This window comes from Sulfuricurvum sp. (assembly GCF_028712165.1).
GTDB lineage: Bacteria > Campylobacterota > Campylobacteria > Campylobacterales > Sulfurimonadaceae > Sulfuricurvum.
The window spans coordinates 1-20,363 of sequence record NZ_JAQTQR010000042.1; the positions used below are offsets into that span (position 1 = coordinate 1).

General features: G+C 42.6%; 23 protein-coding genes and 1 rRNA gene. 15 read left to right on the forward strand and 9 right to left on the reverse strand.

Annotated features, from left to right (window positions below; translation table 11 throughout):
* Window positions 1-99 (forward strand): 5S ribosomal RNA (rrf, locus tag PHP90_RS08520); the annotation flags it as partial.
* A gap of 107 nt (window positions 100-206) precedes the next feature.
* Complete coding sequence (locus tag PHP90_RS08525) at window positions 207-758, forward strand: GNAT family N-acetyltransferase (protein WP_299928207.1); 552 nt, start codon at window positions 207-209, stop codon at window positions 756-758.
* Here PHP90_RS08525 and PHP90_RS08530 read toward each other — a convergent pair.
* The 7 genes from PHP90_RS08530 to PHP90_RS08560 all read right to left on the reverse strand — a co-directional run bounded on the left by PHP90_RS08530 (window position 755) and on the right by PHP90_RS08560 (window position 6,899).
* Window positions 755-2,044 carry a trypsin-like peptidase domain-containing protein gene (locus PHP90_RS08530; RefSeq protein ID WP_299928209.1) on the reverse strand — a complete coding sequence of 430 codons (1,290 nt, stop codon included), beginning with the start codon at window positions 2,042-2,044 and terminating at the stop codon, window positions 755-757. The two genes, PHP90_RS08525 and PHP90_RS08530, sit on opposite strands and share 4 nt — an antisense overlap.
* 11 nt (window positions 2,045-2,055) lie before the next feature.
* Entirely contained in the window at window positions 2,056-2,517 is a 462-nt protein-coding gene (locus tag PHP90_RS08535; protein WP_299928212.1) for a DUF420 domain-containing protein, read from the reverse strand.
* Between the two features lie 127 nt (window positions 2,518-2,644).
* Window positions 2,645-2,908: a 30S ribosomal protein S18 gene (gene rpsR / locus PHP90_RS08540; RefSeq protein WP_299928215.1), complete on the reverse strand. Its 264-nt coding sequence runs from the start codon at window positions 2,906-2,908 to the stop codon at window positions 2,645-2,647.
* 21 nt (window positions 2,909-2,929) lie between these two features.
* Window positions 2,930-3,439, reverse strand: a complete 510-nt coding sequence (locus PHP90_RS08545; RefSeq protein ID WP_299928218.1) for a single-stranded DNA-binding protein — start codon at window positions 3,437-3,439, stop codon at window positions 2,930-2,932.
* Window positions 3,440-3,457: 18 nt separating this feature from the next.
* Window positions 3,458-3,841, reverse strand: a complete 384-nt coding sequence (gene rpsF / locus PHP90_RS08550) for a 30S ribosomal protein S6 (protein WP_299928221.1) — start codon at window positions 3,839-3,841, stop codon at window positions 3,458-3,460.
* 117 nt (window positions 3,842-3,958) lie between these two features.
* Window positions 3,959-4,924 carry a DNA polymerase III subunit delta gene (holA, locus tag PHP90_RS08555; RefSeq protein WP_299928223.1) on the reverse strand — a complete coding sequence of 322 codons (966 nt, stop codon included), beginning with the start codon at window positions 4,922-4,924 and terminating at the stop codon, window positions 3,959-3,961.
* The gene (locus PHP90_RS08560) at window positions 4,917-6,899 is read right to left on the reverse strand and encodes a ribonuclease R family protein (protein WP_299928225.1); all 1,983 of its coding nucleotides are present in this window, start codon (window positions 6,897-6,899) and stop codon (window positions 4,917-4,919) included. Before PHP90_RS08560 ends, holA begins: the two co-directional genes overlap by 8 nt.
* Window positions 6,900-6,968: 69 nt before the next feature.
* Between PHP90_RS08560 and PHP90_RS08565 the strand changes: the two genes are divergently transcribed.
* Together PHP90_RS08565 and greA are read left to right on the forward strand one after the other, a co-directional pair.
* The gene (locus tag PHP90_RS08565; protein ID WP_299928227.1) at window positions 6,969-7,295 is read left to right on the forward strand and encodes a hypothetical protein; all 327 of its coding nucleotides are present in this window, start codon (window positions 6,969-6,971) and stop codon (window positions 7,293-7,295) included.
* Window positions 7,296-7,823 carry a transcription elongation factor GreA gene (gene greA, locus PHP90_RS08570; protein WP_299928229.1) on the forward strand — a complete coding sequence of 176 codons (528 nt, stop codon included), beginning with the start codon at window positions 7,296-7,298 and terminating at the stop codon, window positions 7,821-7,823.
* 72 nt (window positions 7,824-7,895) lie between these two features.
* Here the strand turns inward: greA and PHP90_RS08575 are convergent, their stop codons facing one another.
* Window positions 7,896-8,387, reverse strand: coding sequence for an Hsp20/alpha crystallin family protein (locus PHP90_RS08575; protein ID WP_299928232.1), 492 nt, complete (start codon window positions 8,385-8,387; stop codon window positions 7,896-7,898).
* Between the two features lie 134 nt (window positions 8,388-8,521).
* Between PHP90_RS08575 and purL the strand changes: the two genes are divergently transcribed.
* Entirely contained in the window at window positions 8,522-10,735 is a 2,214-nt protein-coding gene (gene purL, locus PHP90_RS08580) for a phosphoribosylformylglycinamidine synthase subunit PurL (RefSeq protein WP_299928236.1), read from the forward strand.
* Window positions 10,736-11,046: 311 nt separating this feature from the next.
* Here the strand turns inward: purL and murA are convergent, their stop codons facing one another.
* Window positions 11,047-12,309 (reverse strand): UDP-N-acetylglucosamine 1-carboxyvinyltransferase, encoded by a 1,263-nt coding sequence (murA, locus tag PHP90_RS08585; protein WP_299928239.1) that lies wholly within the window; start codon window positions 12,307-12,309, stop codon window positions 11,047-11,049.
* A gap of 86 nt (window positions 12,310-12,395) precedes the next feature.
* On the opposite strand from murA, the gene PHP90_RS08590 reads away from it, so the two are divergent.
* From PHP90_RS08590 to PHP90_RS08635, 10 genes are all read left to right on the forward strand, one after another.
* The gene (locus tag PHP90_RS08590; protein ID WP_299928242.1) at window positions 12,396-12,830 is read left to right on the forward strand and encodes a hypothetical protein; all 435 of its coding nucleotides are present in this window, start codon (window positions 12,396-12,398) and stop codon (window positions 12,828-12,830) included.
* Between the two features lie 2 nt (window positions 12,831-12,832).
* Entirely contained in the window at window positions 12,833-13,528 is a 696-nt protein-coding gene (locus tag PHP90_RS08595) for an exonuclease domain-containing protein (protein WP_299928245.1), read from the forward strand.
* A 98-nt stretch (window positions 13,529-13,626) separates the two neighbouring features.
* Window positions 13,627-15,114, forward strand: a complete 1,488-nt coding sequence (locus PHP90_RS08600; protein ID WP_299928248.1) for an extracellular solute-binding protein — start codon at window positions 13,627-13,629, stop codon at window positions 15,112-15,114.
* Between the two features lie 2 nt (window positions 15,115-15,116).
* Window positions 15,117-17,168 carry an EAL domain-containing protein gene (locus PHP90_RS08605; protein WP_299928251.1) on the forward strand — a complete coding sequence of 684 codons (2,052 nt, stop codon included), beginning with the start codon at window positions 15,117-15,119 and terminating at the stop codon, window positions 17,166-17,168.
* A gap of 123 nt (window positions 17,169-17,291) precedes the next feature.
* Window positions 17,292-17,678, forward strand: a complete 387-nt coding sequence (locus PHP90_RS08610) for a hypothetical protein (protein ID WP_299928254.1) — start codon at window positions 17,292-17,294, stop codon at window positions 17,676-17,678.
* Window positions 17,668-18,255 carry a 16S rRNA (guanine(966)-N(2))-methyltransferase RsmD gene (gene rsmD, locus PHP90_RS08615; protein WP_299928257.1) on the forward strand — a complete coding sequence of 196 codons (588 nt, stop codon included), beginning with the start codon at window positions 17,668-17,670 and terminating at the stop codon, window positions 18,253-18,255. The genes PHP90_RS08610 and rsmD overlap by 11 nt, the downstream gene beginning before the upstream one ends.
* Window positions 18,256-18,307: 52 nt before the next feature.
* Window positions 18,308-19,354 (forward strand): flagellar basal body P-ring protein FlgI, encoded by a 1,047-nt coding sequence (locus PHP90_RS08620; RefSeq protein WP_299928260.1) that lies wholly within the window; start codon window positions 18,308-18,310, stop codon window positions 19,352-19,354.
* Entirely contained in the window at window positions 19,354-19,644 is a 291-nt protein-coding gene (locus tag PHP90_RS08625; protein WP_299928265.1) for a rod-binding protein, read from the forward strand. The genes PHP90_RS08620 and PHP90_RS08625 overlap by 1 nt, the downstream gene beginning before the upstream one ends.
* Window positions 19,645-19,711: 67 nt before the next feature.
* A complete protein-coding gene (locus PHP90_RS08630) occupies window positions 19,712-19,918 on the forward strand; it encodes a flagellar biosynthesis anti-sigma factor FlgM (protein ID WP_299928268.1) in 207 nt (68 codons plus the stop codon).
* Window positions 19,919-19,934: 16 nt separating this feature from the next.
* Entirely contained in the window at window positions 19,935-20,363 is a 429-nt protein-coding gene (locus tag PHP90_RS08635; protein WP_299928271.1) for a hypothetical protein, read from the forward strand.

Genomic DNA, 20,363 nt, shown 5'->3' on the forward strand with positions numbered 1-20,363 from the left:
GGGGGAAACGCCCGGTCCCATTCCGAACCCGGAAGCTAAGACCCTCATCGCTCATAATACTGCATCTTTCAGGTGTGGGAACGTAGGTCGCCGCCTGGCCTCAGATTTCTTCTTAACTAACCCCCCTTCTTTAAATCATTAATCACAATAACTTATTTATTCTTATTAAATTAACCTATTAGTAACGCTATTGTATACTTTCATTTATGAAACCGACACTTTACTTCTTACGATCTTCCGAACAAAAAATTGTTACCGATATGCTCCATTACGCACTGCGTTTAGATGAAGTCAATAAATCACTCTCCGATATACCTAAACTTGCTATCTACGAAGAGTTCTACGGCTTTACGAGCAAAGATCTGGGATTATATGCCCTTGTCGATAATCATCTCGCAGGTGCCGTCTGGATACGTCGTTTAAATTCTGATCATGCTTCAAATGGTTATATAGATGATAGGACTCCAGTTTTGAATATAGCTGTTATCCCTGAGTTTAGAGGGCAGGGGATTGGTTCTATGATGATTGAGCAATTATTTCTCGAAAGCGGTGCACTGTATGATAAACTCAGTGTAAGCATTATCAACGATTTACCCGAAATAAAATTTTTTGAGCGCCATGGATTTGTTTTTGTAGAAGGAACAATGAAAAAAAGTCCAGTTGACGGTTCAGATGTTCGCGTAATGGTTAAAAAGCTTCTCAAGGGTGAAGTAAAGCGCCCTACGGATGGGTATGATCCCAGACGCTGGATGGACTAATTCTTAGTTGAATACCCTTTTATTGCTGTTTTACTCCCGAGGGGCAGTGTCAATACTATACCATTGCGTCTAACTGTTAATAAGGCTATTTCGTTCTCTTTTAACTTCTTAAGTTGTGTATTGAACTCCTGTATTGTATTGACGCTGATTCTATTTATCGCGAGTATTTCATCAGCAGGAGAAAACCCTGCAGTTTTTGCTATCGAATAGCTTGTCAGCACCTCAATCCCCATCGAATTTTCATTCAGAATCAATCCGAGTTTTTCACTTGCATCTCCCGTTGAAACGTTGGTTATCTCTTTTTTCTGCAAAGGAGTTGTTCCCAGGGTTACGCTTATACTTTGTCGTTGTTTATTTCGTATTAGAGTGAAGGAAATATTCTGATCAGGATATGAACGTTCCAACTGACGGTGCAACTCACCGCCATCTTGGATTACTTTATCATCCACACCGATTATGATGTCTCCTGCTTTTAATCCGCCGATTTCTGCCGGTGAATTTGGTTCGATACGCGTGAGCAAAACAGAACATTGATACCCTAATTTTCGGGATACTCGTTCGGATATCAACAGTTCAGCACCCAAATAGCCTCTCACTATTTTTTTTTCATTCAGAAGACGTTGTGAAATACGGTGGACATCGTCGATGTCGATGGCAAAAGCAATATTGGTATAGTTCCCTTGCTTTGAAAAATAGTTCGAAACCATTCCAATGAGTTCCCCTTTCAAATTAAAGAGTGCACCACCGGAATTTCCGGGATTAATGGCTGCATCGGTTTGGATAAATGAAACATAAGGGTAGTTTGGAACAAAACGTTTTAATCCGCTGATGATCCCTAAGGATACACTATGTCCTAAGGAGAAGGGTGATCCTATCGCAAAGACTCCATCCCCGATTGATAATGTAGTATTTCCTTCAGGTAAAACAGGGGCATTGTAAGCAGAGGATTCTAAGACTGCGATATCACTTTTATCATCTTTTGCTACTAATTCTGCAGGATATTCATTATTTTGATGATCGATGATCACGATTTTCTTTCCATCACCGATGACATGGGCATTGGTTACGATATGGTGATCTGAGTCCAATATAAATCCTGATCCCCCGGAATCGGTAGAGATCAGTTCGCTTTCATCGTTATTGAATTCGCTTTGCTGGACTTTGATCCTGACGATAGAGGGGATGGCATTTTTAACTTGCTCCGATATACTGAAAAAAGGTTCTGCAACTGCATTGCTCCAGAAAACGACCGCAGCAGTAATGATGGGTAAAAGTGTTTTATTCATTGGCTATATACTCAAAATAAAAAGAGATAGATGGAACACCCCATGATGGATGTAATAGTGAGTGCAACAAATATCCATCTTCCCATTTTCCGATGCTTGGCACTGTTTTCCAAGGTACCATCCCGATAGGATTTATAGCTTGCAATAATCAAATATATCCATCCTCCTACCGCCATAATCGCTATGAAGATATGCACTACTAGAAACATCAGCAGAAAGTCATATGAAATGGGACTTTCTTTTGCGTATTCGACAAATCCACCGGTCACTCTCACTCCGATTTCAAAGATAATGACCATGACTAAAGTTATGGCCAAGATTATAAATTGACTTTGGTAGTGAAGTTTATTATTGCCTCGTATGGCTTGATATATGGATAATCCAAGCAAAAACGGTAAGATTGCAAAATAGAGTGTGACGATATCCATATACATTAACGCTTTGGTTCCTAAAAAACCCGGTTCAAAAAACATTATTGCCTCACTGAAATAGTATGCGGCATTATAGCGAGAGGTTGATTATACAATTAGGGTAAAAAGAGAGGAGTCAATGAAAAAAGAGGGAGAAAAGTGTACCGGCAAAATGCCGATACGGAGGAAGTTAACGCATTTCCTCGAATGGAGCGCCAGCGATCACTTTGCGTGATACTGTGTATGGAATCAACGCAGCAGCGCGTGATTGTTTGATAGCGATTGTAACCATATCTTGGTGACGTTTACAGTTACCTGTAAGACGGCGTGGCATGATTTTGAAACGCTCAGAGAGTGAATATTTCAAAGAAGCTACATCTTTGTAGTCAATGAAATCAACTTTTTGCTCGCAGTATTTGCAATAACGTTTTTTGTATTTTCTTTTTTCTGACATGGTTCTATCCTTGTGCTTATTCTAAAACGGAATTTCGTCTTCGTTAATATCAATCTCGGGGAGATTGTTTTCCGGCATTCTTGCCGGTGCGGGTTTAGAATACGACGGTGGAGGTGTATAAGCCGCTTTTGGTGCCGGAGCATCATAGCCGCCGCTATTACCTGCATCGCTGTATTCGTTATAACCGCCCTGAGAACCACCCTCGCCGCGAGAATCGAGCATTTGCATCGTTTCTACGATAACGGAGTGTTTAGAGCGCTTTTGGCCATTTGTCTGGTCAACCCATTGTTCAAAACTAAGTCGTCCTTCTACCAGGATTTTAGAACCCTTACGGAGGTATTGGTTGGCTACTTCACCTGAACGGCCGAAAAAAGTGATGTCGACAAAACATGTCTCCTCTTTTTTCTCGCCGTTTACCGTAAATTTACGGCTGGTTGCAATAGCGGTTTTGGCGATTGCCGAACCGTTTTGTGAATATCGGAGTTCGATATCCCGGGTAAGATTTCCAACCAAAATGACTTTGTTATACATAGGTTTTCCTTAAAAGGGTTAAGAAGCGGCTTCTTCTTTTTTCTCAGCAACAGCAGCAGTCGGAGCAGGTTTTTTGGTTTTTTCAACCATACCGTTCCATGCTGCAATTTCACGTTTTGTATCGTATTTCATAGTTACGAAACGTAAAATCTCTTCGTTGATACGGAAACGACGTTCGATTTCAGCAATCGCAGCAGGTGCAGATTTGTAATACATAACGTAGAAATAACCGCGAGCATTTTTCTCGATCGGGTAAGCCAATTTTTTCATTCCCATTGCGTCGCGAGCAACGATCTCACCGCCGTTTGCAGTGATCACTTCTTCAACGAGAGCGATGGTGTTTTTAATCTCTTCTTCTGTAAGAGTAGGTTTTACGATTACTAGGTTTTCGTAATGTCTCATAGCGTATGTCTCCTTATGGTGTTCGCCCCTTATGGTTGTTATACAGCACGACAGTCGTGTTGCAAAGAGCAAGGAACGCGCGGATTATACTGAAAAATTGCTTAATATAAGTTTTGGTTAAAGGATACTTTGCAGCTTTAAAAGGGCTGAGAGGAGCAGTGACTCCTGATCGGGACTTCCCGTTGATTTCATTTTAAGCTCGGTATCGAGGAGGAGATTAATCCCCCGTTTATACCCCTCCGGTGAGATTTTAATTGAGAGGGCAGCGCGCTCTTTTTCGATAAATCCGGGAAGTTTGTACCCCAAAACGAGGGCGGAATCGGCGACGCCGTGAATTTTAATTGCGGTGTTGAAAAGATAAAGCTGCGTCAAAAATCCGCTGAGGGCGGTGAGGAGCTGGATCTCATTTTCTCCCGATTCGAGCAAATGGTGCAGGGCGGGAAGGAACTCTTTTTTCTCAATGACACGGGCAATGAATTGATCCGTTTTGATTTCACTCAGCCCGAAGACGTGTTCGTCGATCTCTTTCATCCCGATCGGTTTGCCCAAGATGGAGAGTTTGGAAAGCTCGTTGCAGGCGAGGGCGAGATCGTTGTTGTGAATATCGAGGAGGTGAAAGGCAGCTTGGTTATCGAGCTGAATTCCTAGGCTTTGCGCTTCTTGCATAACGATGGCACGCGCTTCGTTGGCATAGGGATGGAAGAAACGGACCGATCCGGTGTGTGAGCCTTTGAACGCTGTATCAGCTCCTTTGACATCTTCCCCGTAGTAGCAGTAGATGAAGGTGTTGTCGGGATTTTTTCCGACCAGTTCGATGAGCGTGTCGAGTTCAGCTTTAGGGAGTTTTTTCTCATGTTTTACAATCAGGAGATTTTGATCGCCGAAGAGTGATCCCTGCGACAGATGAGCTTTTGCGGCATTGAAATCGTACTCGTCGTGATAGAGACTCAGTACGGATGCACCTTCGATTTGAGCTAATTTATGAGCATACCGGTCGGTCAGAAAGTGACTTTCTCCGAAAAGGGCCATCGCACGCGGAGCGGAGTTGTTTTGGAGGTGGCGGTCTAAATCTTGTCTATTCATATAATGTTCCTGAGTGTTCACTCGTATGCACCACATCATCTTTTTCTATTCGGCGTACGAATGAGGCGGTGATTTTTGCGGTAGCGAGATTAGCGGTCTCAATCTTAACGATGATGTCATCGAAGAGCATCAATCCAAATTGTGAATTGACACTGACTTTTGCTCCTGTAATCTCATCATGAATCTCGGCCATTACCGGTTCTTCTGTGCGCATGATACGGGCTTTAAACTCTTGTCCGATGACGGTTGCCGCCCAGCGGGCAAATTTGCGTTCATGGAAACGGGTTTCAATGTCGCTCGCTTCGCGCTCCTTTTCACTGATGGAAGTACAGAGGGATTCGATGTTGCGCAAAACATACGATCCTTCTTCAGTATCGCCTGCCGCAATCGCTTTAAGTAGGCGATGGACGATCAGATCGCTGTAACGGCGAATAGGAGAGGTGAAGTGAGTATAACGGTCGAATCCGAGACCGAAATGTCCTATATTATAAGGGGCATAACGTGCCTGCATCTGAGCACGTATAATGAGGGTATCGACTTCGCTGATGAGATCGCGTCGCTCTGCTTCGGCCTGGATGGCGGTGATGGTCTCTTTGATCGTCCCTTGGGACTCGACAAAAATCCCGATACTGGCCAATTCAGTGTAGAGGCTTTGGAGTTTAAGCGGAGAAGGAGATTCATGGATACGAAACACACCTCGCTCGTATAATGACGCGGCGGCTTTGTTGGCGAGGAGCATACAATCCTCGATCAAGGCATGGGACGGCGTTTCGACGGCAAATTCGGTAGAGACAATATTTTGGTCTTCATCGATTCGCATCTCCAATTCGCTGGAGCGGAAGTTATACCCTTTTTTCATCCGCTCAGATCGGAGTTTTTGAGTGAGTCCATTGAGTGCGGGGATATACGCAAGCACCAAGGCTTCTTTTTCATTTTCGGCGTGGTGATTACCTTCAAAAAAAGCATCAATCTGCTCATACGTGAAGCGGCGATGAGAGTGGATGATCGACTCATAATGGGTATGGGAATCCATCTCATAGGTTACAGGATCGATGTGCATCTCAAATGTATAGGCCAAACGATCGACGAGAGGCTGAAGAGAACAGAGGGTTTCGCTCAGTTCTCTTGGGAGCATCGGGATGGAGCGGTGGGGAAGGTAGATGGAGAAGCTGCGATAGATCGCCTCAGCATCGATTGCTCCAAATGGGTGGACGTATTCGCTGACATCGGCAATGGCAACATAGAGGGTAGACGTTTCAGGGATATAACAAATCGCATCATCAAAGTCTTTTGCGGTAACGGGGTCGATCGTACAAAACGGCAGATGGCGCAAATCGCGTCGGTTGGGATAAAGCGATGCATCGACCTCTTTGGGAAATTCCCGTGCCATTTCGAGTACATCCTCTTCGAAAGCATCATGTTTGTTGTAGAGGGCGAGGACGATTTTCTCATCTACTTTCGGATCGGAAAGATTACCCAGATATGCAGCAATCGTTCCGCTTTGGTTATTGATCTGATAGAGTGAACCCTCGGCACTTTCTACAAGATCAGTGAGTGCAAATCCTGCGGGGTGATCGGTGCGGATATCGTAAAGTCCGAGATGTCCATTTTTTGAACTGATCACAGCAACGCTGTAGGTTTCGCTTCGTCCGGCGATAACGACGACTTTGGCTTGCGGACCTCCCCGTTTTCCAAGCAACCGTTGCGCAATGACCAAATCACCGCTTTTGGCACCCATAAGGTTAGCGGTCTCAATAAAATGGTCTCGAATACTTTCTCCTAACGTCTGGAGATACGCACCGCTTTCTGACGCAAGAGAGACAATTCCGGCTCGGTACTGAGAACTGAATTGATATTTCCCCTCTTCATGGATGAGGAGTTTACGTGTAAGCCACTCATTAACGCTTTCACGCTCATCGGGTGCAATATCTTGGTCATAAAGACCGTGGGTAAGACGAATTAGGAGTGATTTCATAAAGATATTATAGTCAATAAATACTTCTATGATAGAATAAGCGCTCTATTTTTACAAAGGAACACACTAATGACACATGAAGCGATTTTAAATCAACTTGGCTATACCCCTAACGAAGCATTGAGCCTTCAACTTGCACGTATTGAAGAAAATACCTCAGGGTATGAAAAAATAATCAAACATATTTTGGATCTTCACGAAGCGCTTAAGCTTTCTGAATCGTATGTAGCAATGTCAAACAGCAACGACTATTTTAAAATCAAAATCGATGCCACCAGTGAAATCAGTGCTGCCGAAGCGATGGAAAAAATTAACCATTTTGCAGATAAATACAAAGTCAGTCTTCAAAAAGTAGACGGTAAACCAACCTATTATATTCTCGGATTTGCGGCATAAATGACAAATGAACCGATGACACCCAGAGGATACGATGAACTCTTGCGAGAGTTCAAATACCTCAAAGATAGTGAAAAACCCCGTGTCAATCAGGAAAAACAACGTGCGGCGGAACTGGGTGACCGAAGCGAAAATGCGGAATACCATGCGGCAAAAGAGAAACTTCGCCATATAGACAAACGTCTTTTTTATCTCAATTCGATGATCGAAAAAGCGCAGATTATCGATCCGTCTTTACTCAATCACTCCCGTGTACATTTTGGTGCAACCATTACGATTATGGATATTGATAGTGACGAAGAATATTCCTACAGCATATGCGGTACATTGGAAAGTGAGCCGGAGAATTGTTTAATTTCGGTTCATTCACCGCTGGCACGTGCAATGCTTGGAAAAGAAGAGGGGGATGAATTCAGCGTCATTCTTCCGCATGGAAGAAAGCGCTATGAGGTCGTTTCGATCACTTACCGTGAAATTTTTGAATTGAAAAAAAATCATCGGAGCGAACAAGATTTTGCATTTCATTGAGTAAATAGGCGCTAACACGGAGTTGACTGTTATAAGGCTCAGTATAATTTTAGTGCGCTTCGAGACTCTTTCTTATCTGATTTCAACTTTTCTGGATACTTTTTTCCCGGCACTTTTTGGGACGGTAATTTTAAGAACACCGTTGTTTGATGTCGCGCTTATCGCTTCCAAATTTGCGTCTTCAGGGAGCATATAGCTTTGTCTGAATTCCGATAGAGAATGTTTGGATTCTTCTTTATTATCCATGTCTTCTTTCCGTTCTCCGGATACCATTAGCCGATTTCCCGATGTTTCGATCGAGATATCTTTTTTATCCATCCCCGGCAAATCGATGCTGATGAGGTATGCCTTATCACTCTCTTTTATCGTGGAAGCATTATAGACCGGAACCATACGGGGAAACGGATGATTGAAAAATCCGTCCATTTCATTCATCTCCCAATACGGATTGTTTTGCTCATACGCAGTATCCGCTTTATGTTGAGGGGAAGTCACTGCCGCACTTACTAAAATAGGTACAGCACCTAAAGCGATTAAAAGACGTTTCGAGACAGTCGTCAACATACGTGAACCTCCTAGTAGTGATTTCAAGTTATAAATTTAGAACGGTTTTGTAAATGGACAGGAAATTAAGGGGGCGTTTGTGTACCCTTTGGTATAATCGCGTTACTATTATTACTATTACTAAGGAAACTGCCGTGAGCACTCCCCTCCCAGACATCGAAAAAGTTCTTAAACAACATAAACTTTCACTCGGAGATTATGACCATATCAAAAAAATCCTCGGTCGTGAGCCGAATCTTGTAGAAATCGGGATTTTTTCAGCGATGTGGAGTGAACACTGCAGTTATAAATCGTCTAAAAAACATTTGAGCGGTTTCCCGACTAAAGCGCCGTGGGTTATCCAAGGACCGGGTGAAAATGCGGGTGTTATCGATATCGGCGGCGGATATGCGGCAGTTTTTAAGATGGAGAGTCATAACCATCCAAGCTTTATCGAACCGTATCAAGGTGCTGCTACGGGAGTCGGCGGTATCATGCGTGACGTATTTACCATGGGTGCCCGTCCGATCGCCAATCTCAATGCCCTTCGTTTCGGAAATGTGTTGAATCAAGACGATATCAGTGCTCATCAGCGTTATTTGGTACGTGGTGTCGTATCGGGTATCGGCGGATACGGTAACTGTATGGGGGTTCCGACGATCGGAGGTGAAACGAGTTTTGATGAGTGCTATAACGGTAATATACTTGTCAATGCATTTACTCTCGGCTTAGCGAAAAGTGATGAGATTTTCTACGGAAAAGCGGAAGGGATCGGCAATCCGGTTATTTATGTCGGTTCTAAAACAGGGCGTGACGGTCTTGGCGGTGCGGTCATGAGTTCGGACAGCTTTACCGAAGCGTCTAAAGGGCTCCGTCCTACCGTACAAGTGGGTGACCCATTTACTGAAAAATTGCTTCTCGAAGCATGTTTGGAACTTTTCAAAACTGATTACGTCGTCGGGATTCAAGATATGGGTGCTGCGGGACTCACTTCAAGTTCGTTCGAAATGGCGGGACGTTCAGGCAGCGGGATGATTATGCATCTGGACAAAGTGCCTGCCCGCGAAGAGGGGATGATGCCGTATGAGTTCATGCTCTCCGAATCCCAAGAACGTATGTTGATCTGTGCGAAAAAGGGTTCAGAACAGGCAATCATCGATATTTTCGAAAAATGGGATTTGGATTGTGCTGTCATCGGTGAAGTCACGGCAACCGGAAATATGGAGTTGTTCTGGCACGGTGAAAAATGCGCCGAGGTACCGGTTGATCCGGTAAGCGAAGAAGCTCCGGTGCTTGATCGTCCGATGAGCCGTCCGGCGTATCTCGATGAGATTGCTAAAGTTACATTAAATGATTTTGAAGCGGTAGAGAATCAAAAAGCGTTTGAAAAACTGATTGCTTCTATGGAAGTAGTGGACAAACATTGGATTTATGAACAATACGATTCAATGGTTCAAACCAACACGGTCAAAAAAGGCGGTGAGCTCGATGCATCGGTTATCCGCATCAAAGAAAACGGTGTAGCGTTGGCGATGAGTGCCGATTGTAATGTCCGTTACTGCTATATCGATCCGAAAGCGGGAGCGGCTGCTGCAGTTATCGAGAGCGGACGTAATGTTGCGATGAGCGGTGCAACTCCGAAAGCGATCACCGACTGTCTCAACTACGGTAACCCTGAGAATCCGGAAGTGATGTGGCAGTTTGGCCAAGGATGTTTGGGGATCAAAGAAGCGTGTGCCGAACTGAATACTCCGGTTATCGGCGGAAATGTATCGCTTTACAATGAAACCAACGGCAAGTCGGTATTCCCGACTCCTTCAATCGCAATGGTAGGGGTAAACGAAGACCAAAATAAAGTCTTAATGTCCGCTTTCAAAAAAAATGGGAATGTGCTGTATCTTGTCGGCGAAAACCGTTCTGAATTCGGCGGATCACTTTATATGAAAGAGCTTTACAATGTCGTAGCGGGAACGATTCCGGCGATCGACTATGATAAAGAGCGTGCACTTTGGAACCTGGTTATTGAAGCAAATAAAAAAGGGCTGCTTGCAGCTGCAAAAGACTGCAGCTCCGGCGGTGTAGCGATTGCATTGGCAAAAATGGCATGCGTGAGCGATAAAGGGGTAAATGCTTCGATCGCAGTGAACGATGTCCGTGATATTTTTGCTGAAAGCATGTCCCGTGCAATTATCGAAGTTGCACCGGAAAATTGTGCGGCGTTTGAAGCCATGGCAAGTTCTATGGCATGCGTGAGAATCGGAACGGTTGGCGGCGATACCTTTACAGTCAATGATGTCACCATGAGACTTCCTGAGATGCAAAACATTTACTACAATACCTTCAAAAAAGTGATTGAAGGAGATCTTTAATTATTTGATTTGAACACCAACGGAGCAGAGCCCCGCTTGGCTACGTTAACACTGGGTTCTCTTCAGCAGAGAGCTCGCGTGCAGCAGTATACCGCACTATTTTTTCTCACTTTGCCTACTCACATTGATGTTTTGGAACACTTTTTGCAAGAAGTTCCATATGAAAAAGCTACTTAGAAAACTATTTCGGATCCGTCCGAAAAATCATTATGAATACTATATTACGAATCTCAGCTATCGTTGCGGGGAATAAAGAGAAGAAGAAAAATAACTTCCCACGTGGATGTGGGAAATTATTCTGGAAGTGAGCGTTATTCTTTGAGGCGTACGATGGTAGCGCCCAGAGCTTGAAGCTTTTGCTCCAAATTCTCATAACCGCGATCGAGGTGATAGATACGGTGGACATTGGTCGTACCTTGGGCCGCCATTGCCGCAAGTACGAGTGCACTGGATGCACGTAAATCGGTCGCCATTACATCGGCTCCGAAAAGCTCACACGGTCCGATTACGGTTGCGGTGTGACCACTGAGTTTGATCTCCGCACCGAGACGTTGAAGTTCACTCACATGCATAAAGCGATTTTCGAACAATCGTTCTTCGATTGTACTTGCTCCTTTGGCAAGGGTTGCCAAGGCTAAAAACTGCGCTTGCATATCGGTTGGAAATGCCGGATACTCTTGGGTAATAATATCGACGTGTTTAAGTTGTGCCGCCGGATGGATCGTCATCGTATTTTCACCACACTCTACACGACATCCCATTTGCTCTAATTTTGCGGTAACGGCATCGAGATGATCCGGACGAACCTTTTCGAGGGTAATGGTCGAGTTGGTAATAGCACCGGCGCACAGGTAGGTACCCGCTTCGATACGATCCGGAATGACTTCGAAATCAACCATATCGATGGTTTTCCCGCCGGTACCGATGATGGTAAGCTCAGACGAACCGATTCCAGTAATATCGATACCGCTGTCACGAAGGATTTCACACAGTTGGACGACTTCAGGTTCTTTGGCACAGTTGACGAGGACACTTTTCCCGTGTGCCAAAGCCGCAGCCATAACAACGTTTGCCGTTCCGGTAACGGTAATTTTATCGAAGATGATATGGGCACCTTTAAGTCCCTCAGGTGCTACGGCGTGAACGTATCCCGCATGGATGGTGATCGTTGCGCCCATCTGCTCCATCGCTTTGAGATGCAAGTCGATCGGACGTTGACCGATAGCGCATCCGCCCGGAAGTGAGACTTCACAGTGTCCGAAACGAGCGAGTAAAGGTCCGAGAACAAGGATAGAAGCTCGCATGGTTTTAACGATATCGTAGTTCGCCATCGTATGGTGAACCGTAGAAGTGTCAACACTGAGCACATGGTTTTCAAGCGAACAACTGGCTCCGAGATTTTGGAGAAGTTTGAGTAGCGTTTTAATGTCTACTACCTCTGGCATATTGGTTATTTTTAACGGATTGTGCGCTAATAGCGTCAGTGTGATAAGTGGCAAAGCGGCATTTTTTGCGCCGGAAATAGTAACAGTACCACTAAGTTTAGTCGGCCCTTGAATTTGTAAATAGTCCATTAAGTTCCCAGAGTATAAAAAGTTTGATATTATAAGTCAAAGTTCGTTAAAATTGTCAAAATACAGAGATACTCAAAGGAGAAAATGTGAGTTCGGCACTTGATCGATTGAAAAACCTGACGGCACAGATCTCCAGCTACGAGTTAGAACGTAAAAGCAACCTAAAAAGGCTCGAAGAACTCTATCAAACATTGGGAATTGATAAGAAAGTTTTAGAGTTTGATGATTTATTTGTCTACAAAGCGATTAACCTTTCCGGGTTATCGTTGGCAGATGAGGATTTGGGAGCGATTAAAGAGGGCAAGTATGCCCAGATCATCGCCATCATCTATGATAAAAATGCGAAAGTCAAAAATAAAAACGTTTCATTAGGCTATTACGGACGTGCTGAAAAGCTGAACGCCAATCTCAAAAATGAGATTATTGCCTTTGTACTCGGGTGGCGTTTTGAAAAGAGTTTTCGAACTTTAGAACATTACCATAAGCTTTTGGCTGAATTAAAATCTTTTCCCACAGAGTAGGCATGCTGGTTTTTCTTGATACGGAAACGACAGGAGTCGAAGTTAAAGATAAAATTTGTGCATTGGGGCTTATTACTGATTCTGAACTCCACTTCGAACGTATCAATCCGGGTAAAAAAATTCCTCCCTCTGCATCGGCGATTCATCATATAACGAATGAGATGGTGAAAGATGCTCCTTCATTCATCGAGTCAATCAGTGCGCAAAAATTGGAAACACTGAATATCTCTGAGAATGTATTAGTCTCGCATAATGCTCCGTTTGAACTTTCAATGCTGCAAAAAGAGGGTATTGCATGGCAGGGGCAGGTAATTGATACTCTCAAATGTGCTAAATCACTGATGGATGATTTGGAGGGGTACTCTTTACAGTTTCTGCGGTATGAATTGCGGTTATACCGAGAGGAAGAGGCCGTATTTAAAACCTTGGGTGTTTCCATAACTCCGCATCATGCTCTGAGCGATGCACTTCACACCCGAATGGTATTGGAGTATCTGCTTGATCTGGCGGATTTGGAGAGACTGATTGAAATATCGAAAAGCTATGTCCTCTTATCTCGTCTCCCTTTCGGAAAATATGCTAAAAAACGGATTGAGGAGATTGCACTCAAAGACCCCGGTTATCTTAAATGGATGGTTGAGAGTCTGATGGATATGGATGAGGACCTTCGATACAGTATAGAGTATTATCTGCATTAAAAAATACATTATAGTTTTATGCAGAGTATATATAGCTCTGATTAAAATAAAGGAAGATACAATAAAGTCTCTTATCTATTGAGTTTCGAAAGGTATATGTGAAAATAGGAATCTTTGTTCTAACATTAATTACAATCTTTATACTTAGCGGATGTCAAAATCAAGATAAAAGCGGAACTTCTGAACCTGCAAATAAAATTAAAAAGCCTTACGAAGGAGAATCGATTATTCTCATCGTTCCTACCCTTGAAGCGCGATTAATACGAGGTCCTATCTTGGATGAGGTAGACGCTTTTGAGAAAAAAACCGGGGGTAAAATTCGCGTTGTCACACCGGGTTGGAATGAAACCATTAAAAAAATAGATGAATCTCTTACCGATCCTAATCTCAATTACGATATCTTTGTGGTTATTTCGATGTGGAACGGTACTTTATTGGGGAATAATCATATCGAACCGATTCCGGAATCAATCAAAAAACAGATCGACTGGGAAGATGTATTGCCGATTTACCGTAATAGTGTTTTATCCTGGAACGGTAAAGCCTACGGACTTCCGTATGACGGAGATTGTATTAACCTCTATTATCGTAAAGATATTTTTGAAAATCCAAAAAATAAGGCCTCTTTTAAAGCGCGTTACGGTTATCCGCTTGCTCCGCCAAAAACATGGAAAGCATTTCGAGACACAGCCGAATTTTTCAACGGTTGGGATTGGGACGGAGACGGTAAAATTGAATACGGAATGGCTGGGTTGAGAGTCAAAGACGACATTTCCATGCTTCAGTTTTTTGCCCAAGCCGCCGCTTATGCCAAACATCCTGATGACAAGGCCTACTATTTCGATCCCGACACGATGAAGCCCCGCATTAATAATGCTGCATTCGTGAAAGCTTTAAAAGACTATATTGATTTTATGCGATTCGGTCCTCCGGGCATGGCAAGTTTTGCAGGGCATGATGTCCGTAACAGTTTCGTATCCGGTGAAGTTGCTATGGCGATGGATTGGGCAGATATGGGGATATTTGCCGCCAACTCACCGGTCTCGATTATCAAAGATAAAGTGGGTTATGCACAGATACCCGGATCGGATGACGTTTACAACGCTAAAACTTCTCGATGGGATCATCGTTACAATCAGGTCTCATCGATTAGCGGCAACTGGATGTTCTTAGTCAACAAAGAGTCCAAACACAAAGAACTTGCTTTTGCCTTTGCCGCATATATGACCTCAAAAGAGATGACCAAAAAGTTGACTGCAACCAACGGCACTGCCGTCAACCCCTCTCGCTATTCGCACTTTCAAGATCCTGCGGCATGGAATAGTGCCGGATTTTCAACTCCCTCCGCCAAAGCATATCTCGATGAGATTACGATTTCGTTGGCAAATCCAAATGTTGTTTATGATATTACCATTCCGGGTGCCGGAGAGTATTATCAAGCAATCGATACGTATGCATATAAGGCAGTAATGGGAGAAATGAGTCCGCAGAAGGCATTGGATCAGGCCGCTGCTGAATGGGAAAAAATTACCGATAAGATGGGGCGAAAAAAACAGAGTGAATTTTATAACTCTTCGCTGAATTAACTATGTTGAATAAATTAACGCTTCGGAATATCGCCAATATAAGTTTTATAACCATACTGGTCGGTTCGATCATTGTTGGTACATTATTGTTTTTGTTATTGCGTGATTATGAAGAAATTATTTCTGATCAGCAGCTGAGCAAATCCACATACGAATCTTTATTTGTTCTAAAATACGATACCGAGCGCTTATTGACAACCTCAAATCTGGAAGAACAAAAAAAGAGACTGTTTCAATCGCAGAAAGAATTTCAAAATCTGTTTCGTGCATTATCTCCCAAGATCAAGGACAAACAAGAGTGGATTGAATTTAAAAATATTATTCTCATAGAGCTTGAAAAAGTACAGATTATTCTTAAAGACGATCTTTTTTCAAAACAAAATATGATGGAAAAGTCGCTTTTACGGCGTCTTGGCGAAGGGCTAAATGCCAATGAAAACAGTTCCTATTACATAAAAATCAGAGATCTGAACAGTAATATCGAATATTTGAAACAATATGAAGATTTTTTACTTGATGAGTTGTATACGTACCAGCTAAATAAAACAGTTGAGGCGGATAAGCACATTGCTCATGCTAAAAACATGCTTATTTTTGTCACCGTTATTACTTTTTTCCTCCTTGTCGTTTTGGCCTATATTGTTTCTCAAACCATAAAAAAAGGGGAGAAAAAATTGTTAGGGATACAAGGGAATCTGAAAAGTGCCCTTTTTGAACTAGAAGACAAACAAAAAATCCTGGTCAAGCAAAGGGATATACTTGATTACAGTGCCCATTATGATTCACTGACCGGTATTCCAAATCGACTTCATTTTGTCGAGAAACTAAAGCAATTGATAGAACACAATAACAAAACGGCAGAACCGTTTGCGGTGTGGTTTATTGATCTAGATCGATTTAAAGAGATCAACGATTCTTTTGGACACAGTATCGGAGACGGTGTTTTGCAAGAGGTAGCTATTCGGCTCGAAAATGCAATAGATAAAGAGTCGGTTGCTCGATTTGGCGGCGACGAATTTGCTATTATTGTTGAAAATGCACAAGATAAAAGTGATTCCGAAGTGATTATAAAACGGTTCATAGATTTGCTGGCTGCACCAATGGACATAGACGGGTATGAAATATTTATCACGTGCAGTGCCGGTGCGAGCTTTTTCCCGAATGAGGCACAAAGTGCTGAAGAATTACTCAGAAATGCCGATTCGGCAATGTATCAAGCCAAAATTGAGGGAAAAAACACGTATCAGTTTTATTCGGAGGAAATGACTAAGCGGGTTTTGGAACGTGTAACCTTAGAAAACAGTCTGCGTAAGGCACTCTCTAACAATGAATTCATTCTTTATTATCAGCCTCAAGTAGATATGTCTAATGAGCACATCATCGGTTTTGAAGCTTTGATACGGTGGAATAATCCGGAACACGGAATTATTTCACCTGTCAAGTTTATACCGATTGCGGAAGAAACCGGATTAATTATCGAAATCGGAGAATGGGTGATCGAAGAGGCCAGCAGACAAATGATGGAATGGATCAATAAAGGGTTGAGTCCAGGATACATTGCAGTAAATATTTCGGGAAAACAGTTAATGCACGGCAATCTGGAAAAAATTATTCCGAATATCTTAAAAAGGAATGGATGTTCTCCTGCTTTGATTGAACTTGAATTGACAGAGAGCATTATTATGAATAATCCTGAGTATTCAAAAAATATATTGACTCAACTGGCTGAAAGCGGATTTCAGTTGGCAATTGATGATTTTGGAACAGGGTACTCATCATTGGCATATTTGAAAAATTTACCCATAAATAAACTGAAAATTGATAAATCATTTGTCGATAATATTCCTCAAGATCAAGCAGATTGTGAAATAGTCAAATCGATTATTCACTTAGCCAAAGGGTTAAAACTTAATATTGTAGCCGAAGGGATAGAAACAAAAAAACAAGGTCAATTTATATTGAAAGAGGGATGCCGCGTCGCACAAGGGTACTATTATTTTAAACCGCTTCCGGCGGAAGAAGTGCGATTGCTCTTGATATCAAAGTTATCATAAGGGTTTGTTCTTTACCTATTTCAAATAAATTGTATAAATCTGCATTTTTCCTTTTCAGAGCATTTTATCTTTCACATGAGCTTAGTATGCTAAAATAACGCAATTTTTTACAAGGTAAACGTCGTGAAAGTAGCTATCCAGTGCGATTCTCCATTGTTACAGCGTTCCTTGGAACTTTTTCTGGATGGACATTTAAGCTCTATCCGACAATGCGATATTTTGATTCGGGACAAAGATATTCGTGATGATGTACACCCGACATTTGTCATCGGTGTCAATGGATCGTGTGATTTGGTTAAACCTTTTTCCAAAGCGCAGCTGCTTCATGCATTAACGCAAAAGTTTGAATCGTGCAAACAACAATCCTTTGCGTCAATAGAGGAAGAAGAACTTCTCCCTGCACCTGAAGAGGCGGTTAGTTTTGATATCTTGGAACGCCATATCGACAAATTGACCCGTGAGTATCAAGCAAACATTATAAAGGCGATTCGAGCATTTTATGAAAAATAATCCAACCATTACAAAAAAAATTATTGCCGGAAAATACAAGGGGAAAACCTTAAAACTCCCCTCAAAAGAGACCACTCGCAGTTCCAAAGCGATTGTGCTGGAATCTTTTTTCAATACGCTTCAATTTGATATTATCGATGCTGTTTTGGTTGAAGTTTTTTCAGGAAGCGGATCGATCGGTCTTGAAGCGCTCAGTCGAGGAGCTAAAAGAGTCATATTTATGGAAAAAGACCGCGATGCGATTCGTACCTTGCGAGAAAATATCGCTCAAACCGATCCGAGCAGCTGTGAAGTGTTTGAAGGAGACAGTTTTAGCAACATCAATCAGGTCAAAAAACGGCTTGCATTGCTGGGTGAGAGTGCTTTTATCTACGTCGATCCTCCCTTTGCATTTCGTGAAGGAATGGAAGAGATATACGATAAAACGATCGATATGATCGCTTCGTTCCCGTTGGAAATGGCAACCTTGATCGTTATTGAACATATGAGTACATTGGATTTACCGGATTCGATCGGTCATTTTAACCGTATCAAATCCAAACGCTTCGGGAAAACCTCTCTTACCTATTACGCATAAACCCATTATGGAATAAACTTTGCTTTATCCTTTGTGATTATAAAGGATGAGCATGAGAATTTTTGTACTACTTTTTTCCCTGTTAACATTTTTGCAAGCCGCACGTATCAGCGAAGTCGCTAATGTCGTCGGTGTTCGCGACAATCAGATCATCGGCTATTCTCTTGTCGTCGGTTTGAAAAAAACCGGGGATGGTACAACCTCCAAATTTACGCTCCAATCGATCGCCAATATGCTTAAAGCGATGAACATCGATATGAATCCTGTCGATATCAAATCCAAAAACGTTGCAGCCGTCGTTGTTACAGCAAGATTCGCACCGTTTGCCCGTCAGGGTGATTCGCTTGATGTTACCGTCTCTTCCATCGGTGATGCAAAATCACTTGAGGGCGGAACATTGCTTATGACTCCTCTCAAAGGGGTTGACGGTAAAATCTATGCTTTGGCACAAGGGCCTATAAGCATCGGCGGAAAAAATGAAAAAGGGGCAGGTGCGGAATCGCACCCAACCGTTGGACTGGTATACGGAGGCGGCTTGGTCGAGCGTGAAATTAATCAGGATATGATTCATATGCACAATGCGACCCTGTCTCTGAAATCTTCAAACTTTAATAATGCCGTTGCAATCCAAAATGTGATCAACGCTAAATATCACTCTTCAATCGCGACCGCAATCGATCCAAGAACGATTAATTTAGAACTTCCGGCGAATAAAACAATGGTTGAATTTTTGGCCGAAGTCCAAAATCTGGATATTAATTATGCGCAGGAACAAAAGATTATTATCAATGAACGAACCGGAACGATCGTTGCGGGAGTCGATGTTGAAGTTCAGCCTGTGGTGGTTACACAGGGGGATATGACCGTAAAGATTCTTTCTCAAAATACCGTTTCGAAACCTGCGGGAAGTGTTTCTATGGATAAAAGTCTTGTTATCGGGCTGAATGAAAATGAAGTCTATACCGAAAAAGGGACAACAACGGTTGCTAATATTGCCCGTTCGCTCCAAAAGCTCGGAGCAACCCCTAAAGAGATGATTTCAATATTCCAGGCAATGAAAAGTGCCGGAGCGATTTCAGTTGATTTGGAGGTCATCTGATGGACGTTTCTACAGTTCAGTATCAAAAGCCGCTCCCTACCGTTGGCACCAAAGAGGGTGATAAAGCTTTACGCGAAAAGACCGATCAGTTTGAAGCGATTATTATCAAAATGATGCTGGATGAAGCGATGAAAGATGAAAAAAATCTTTTTAATACCAATGACCCCGGAGATAAGATATTCAAATCGATGTACCGTGACGAACTCTCCAATGCCAGTGCCGGCGGGTTTGGATTTTCACAAATGTTATTTGATAATCTGAGTCAAAAAGGGATAAAAACAGGAGAATAGACTAAATTTTTAAAGGTTTTTGCCGATATGGTGTATATACATCATAAACGGATAACAAGGATTCACCATGATCTCAAGTGTGAACGGCTCGCTAGTGAAAGCGGCATACCAAGAACCATCATTAAAAACCAAAGAGCAGGAGAAATCCGTGCAATCTATTACAAAACAAGGTGACACAAGCCGAATCGATGAGCTAAAAGCGTCTATCGAAAAAGGGGAATACCGTGTCGATATCGAAGCGTTAGCCAAGCGTATTGCTAAAGAGCTAACCTAAAGTATAGGAGTTTATGATGTTGTCTTATCAATTACAAAGCGCTATCAAAGATCTTGAATCTCTTATCTCTTTATCGCAAGAAGATATCATGGATATCAGAGAAGCGAAACACAACCCGCAGTTTGAACGTTTGGCCATCAAAGAAGAGAAAATTAAAAGTTTCGAGCAAAAAAAAGCGATGATCGATCGTGAAATCTCAAAACTAATGACGGCACACCCTTCGAAACCGCTCTCTGATCTTTTAGATAACGAACAACATCAGCAACTTGATTCTCTTAAAGAACATCTCAGCGCACTGCGTGAGATTAATCAACAATACGCAAAAATGGTTTTAAGTGTCGGAGCATTTTATAATACGCTGCTTGAACGGGTTGTCCCGACACAAATGGAAGGTTACCAAAAGGTAGCTTCCTCCGAAGCTTCATTTTTGGAAGTGCGAGCATAA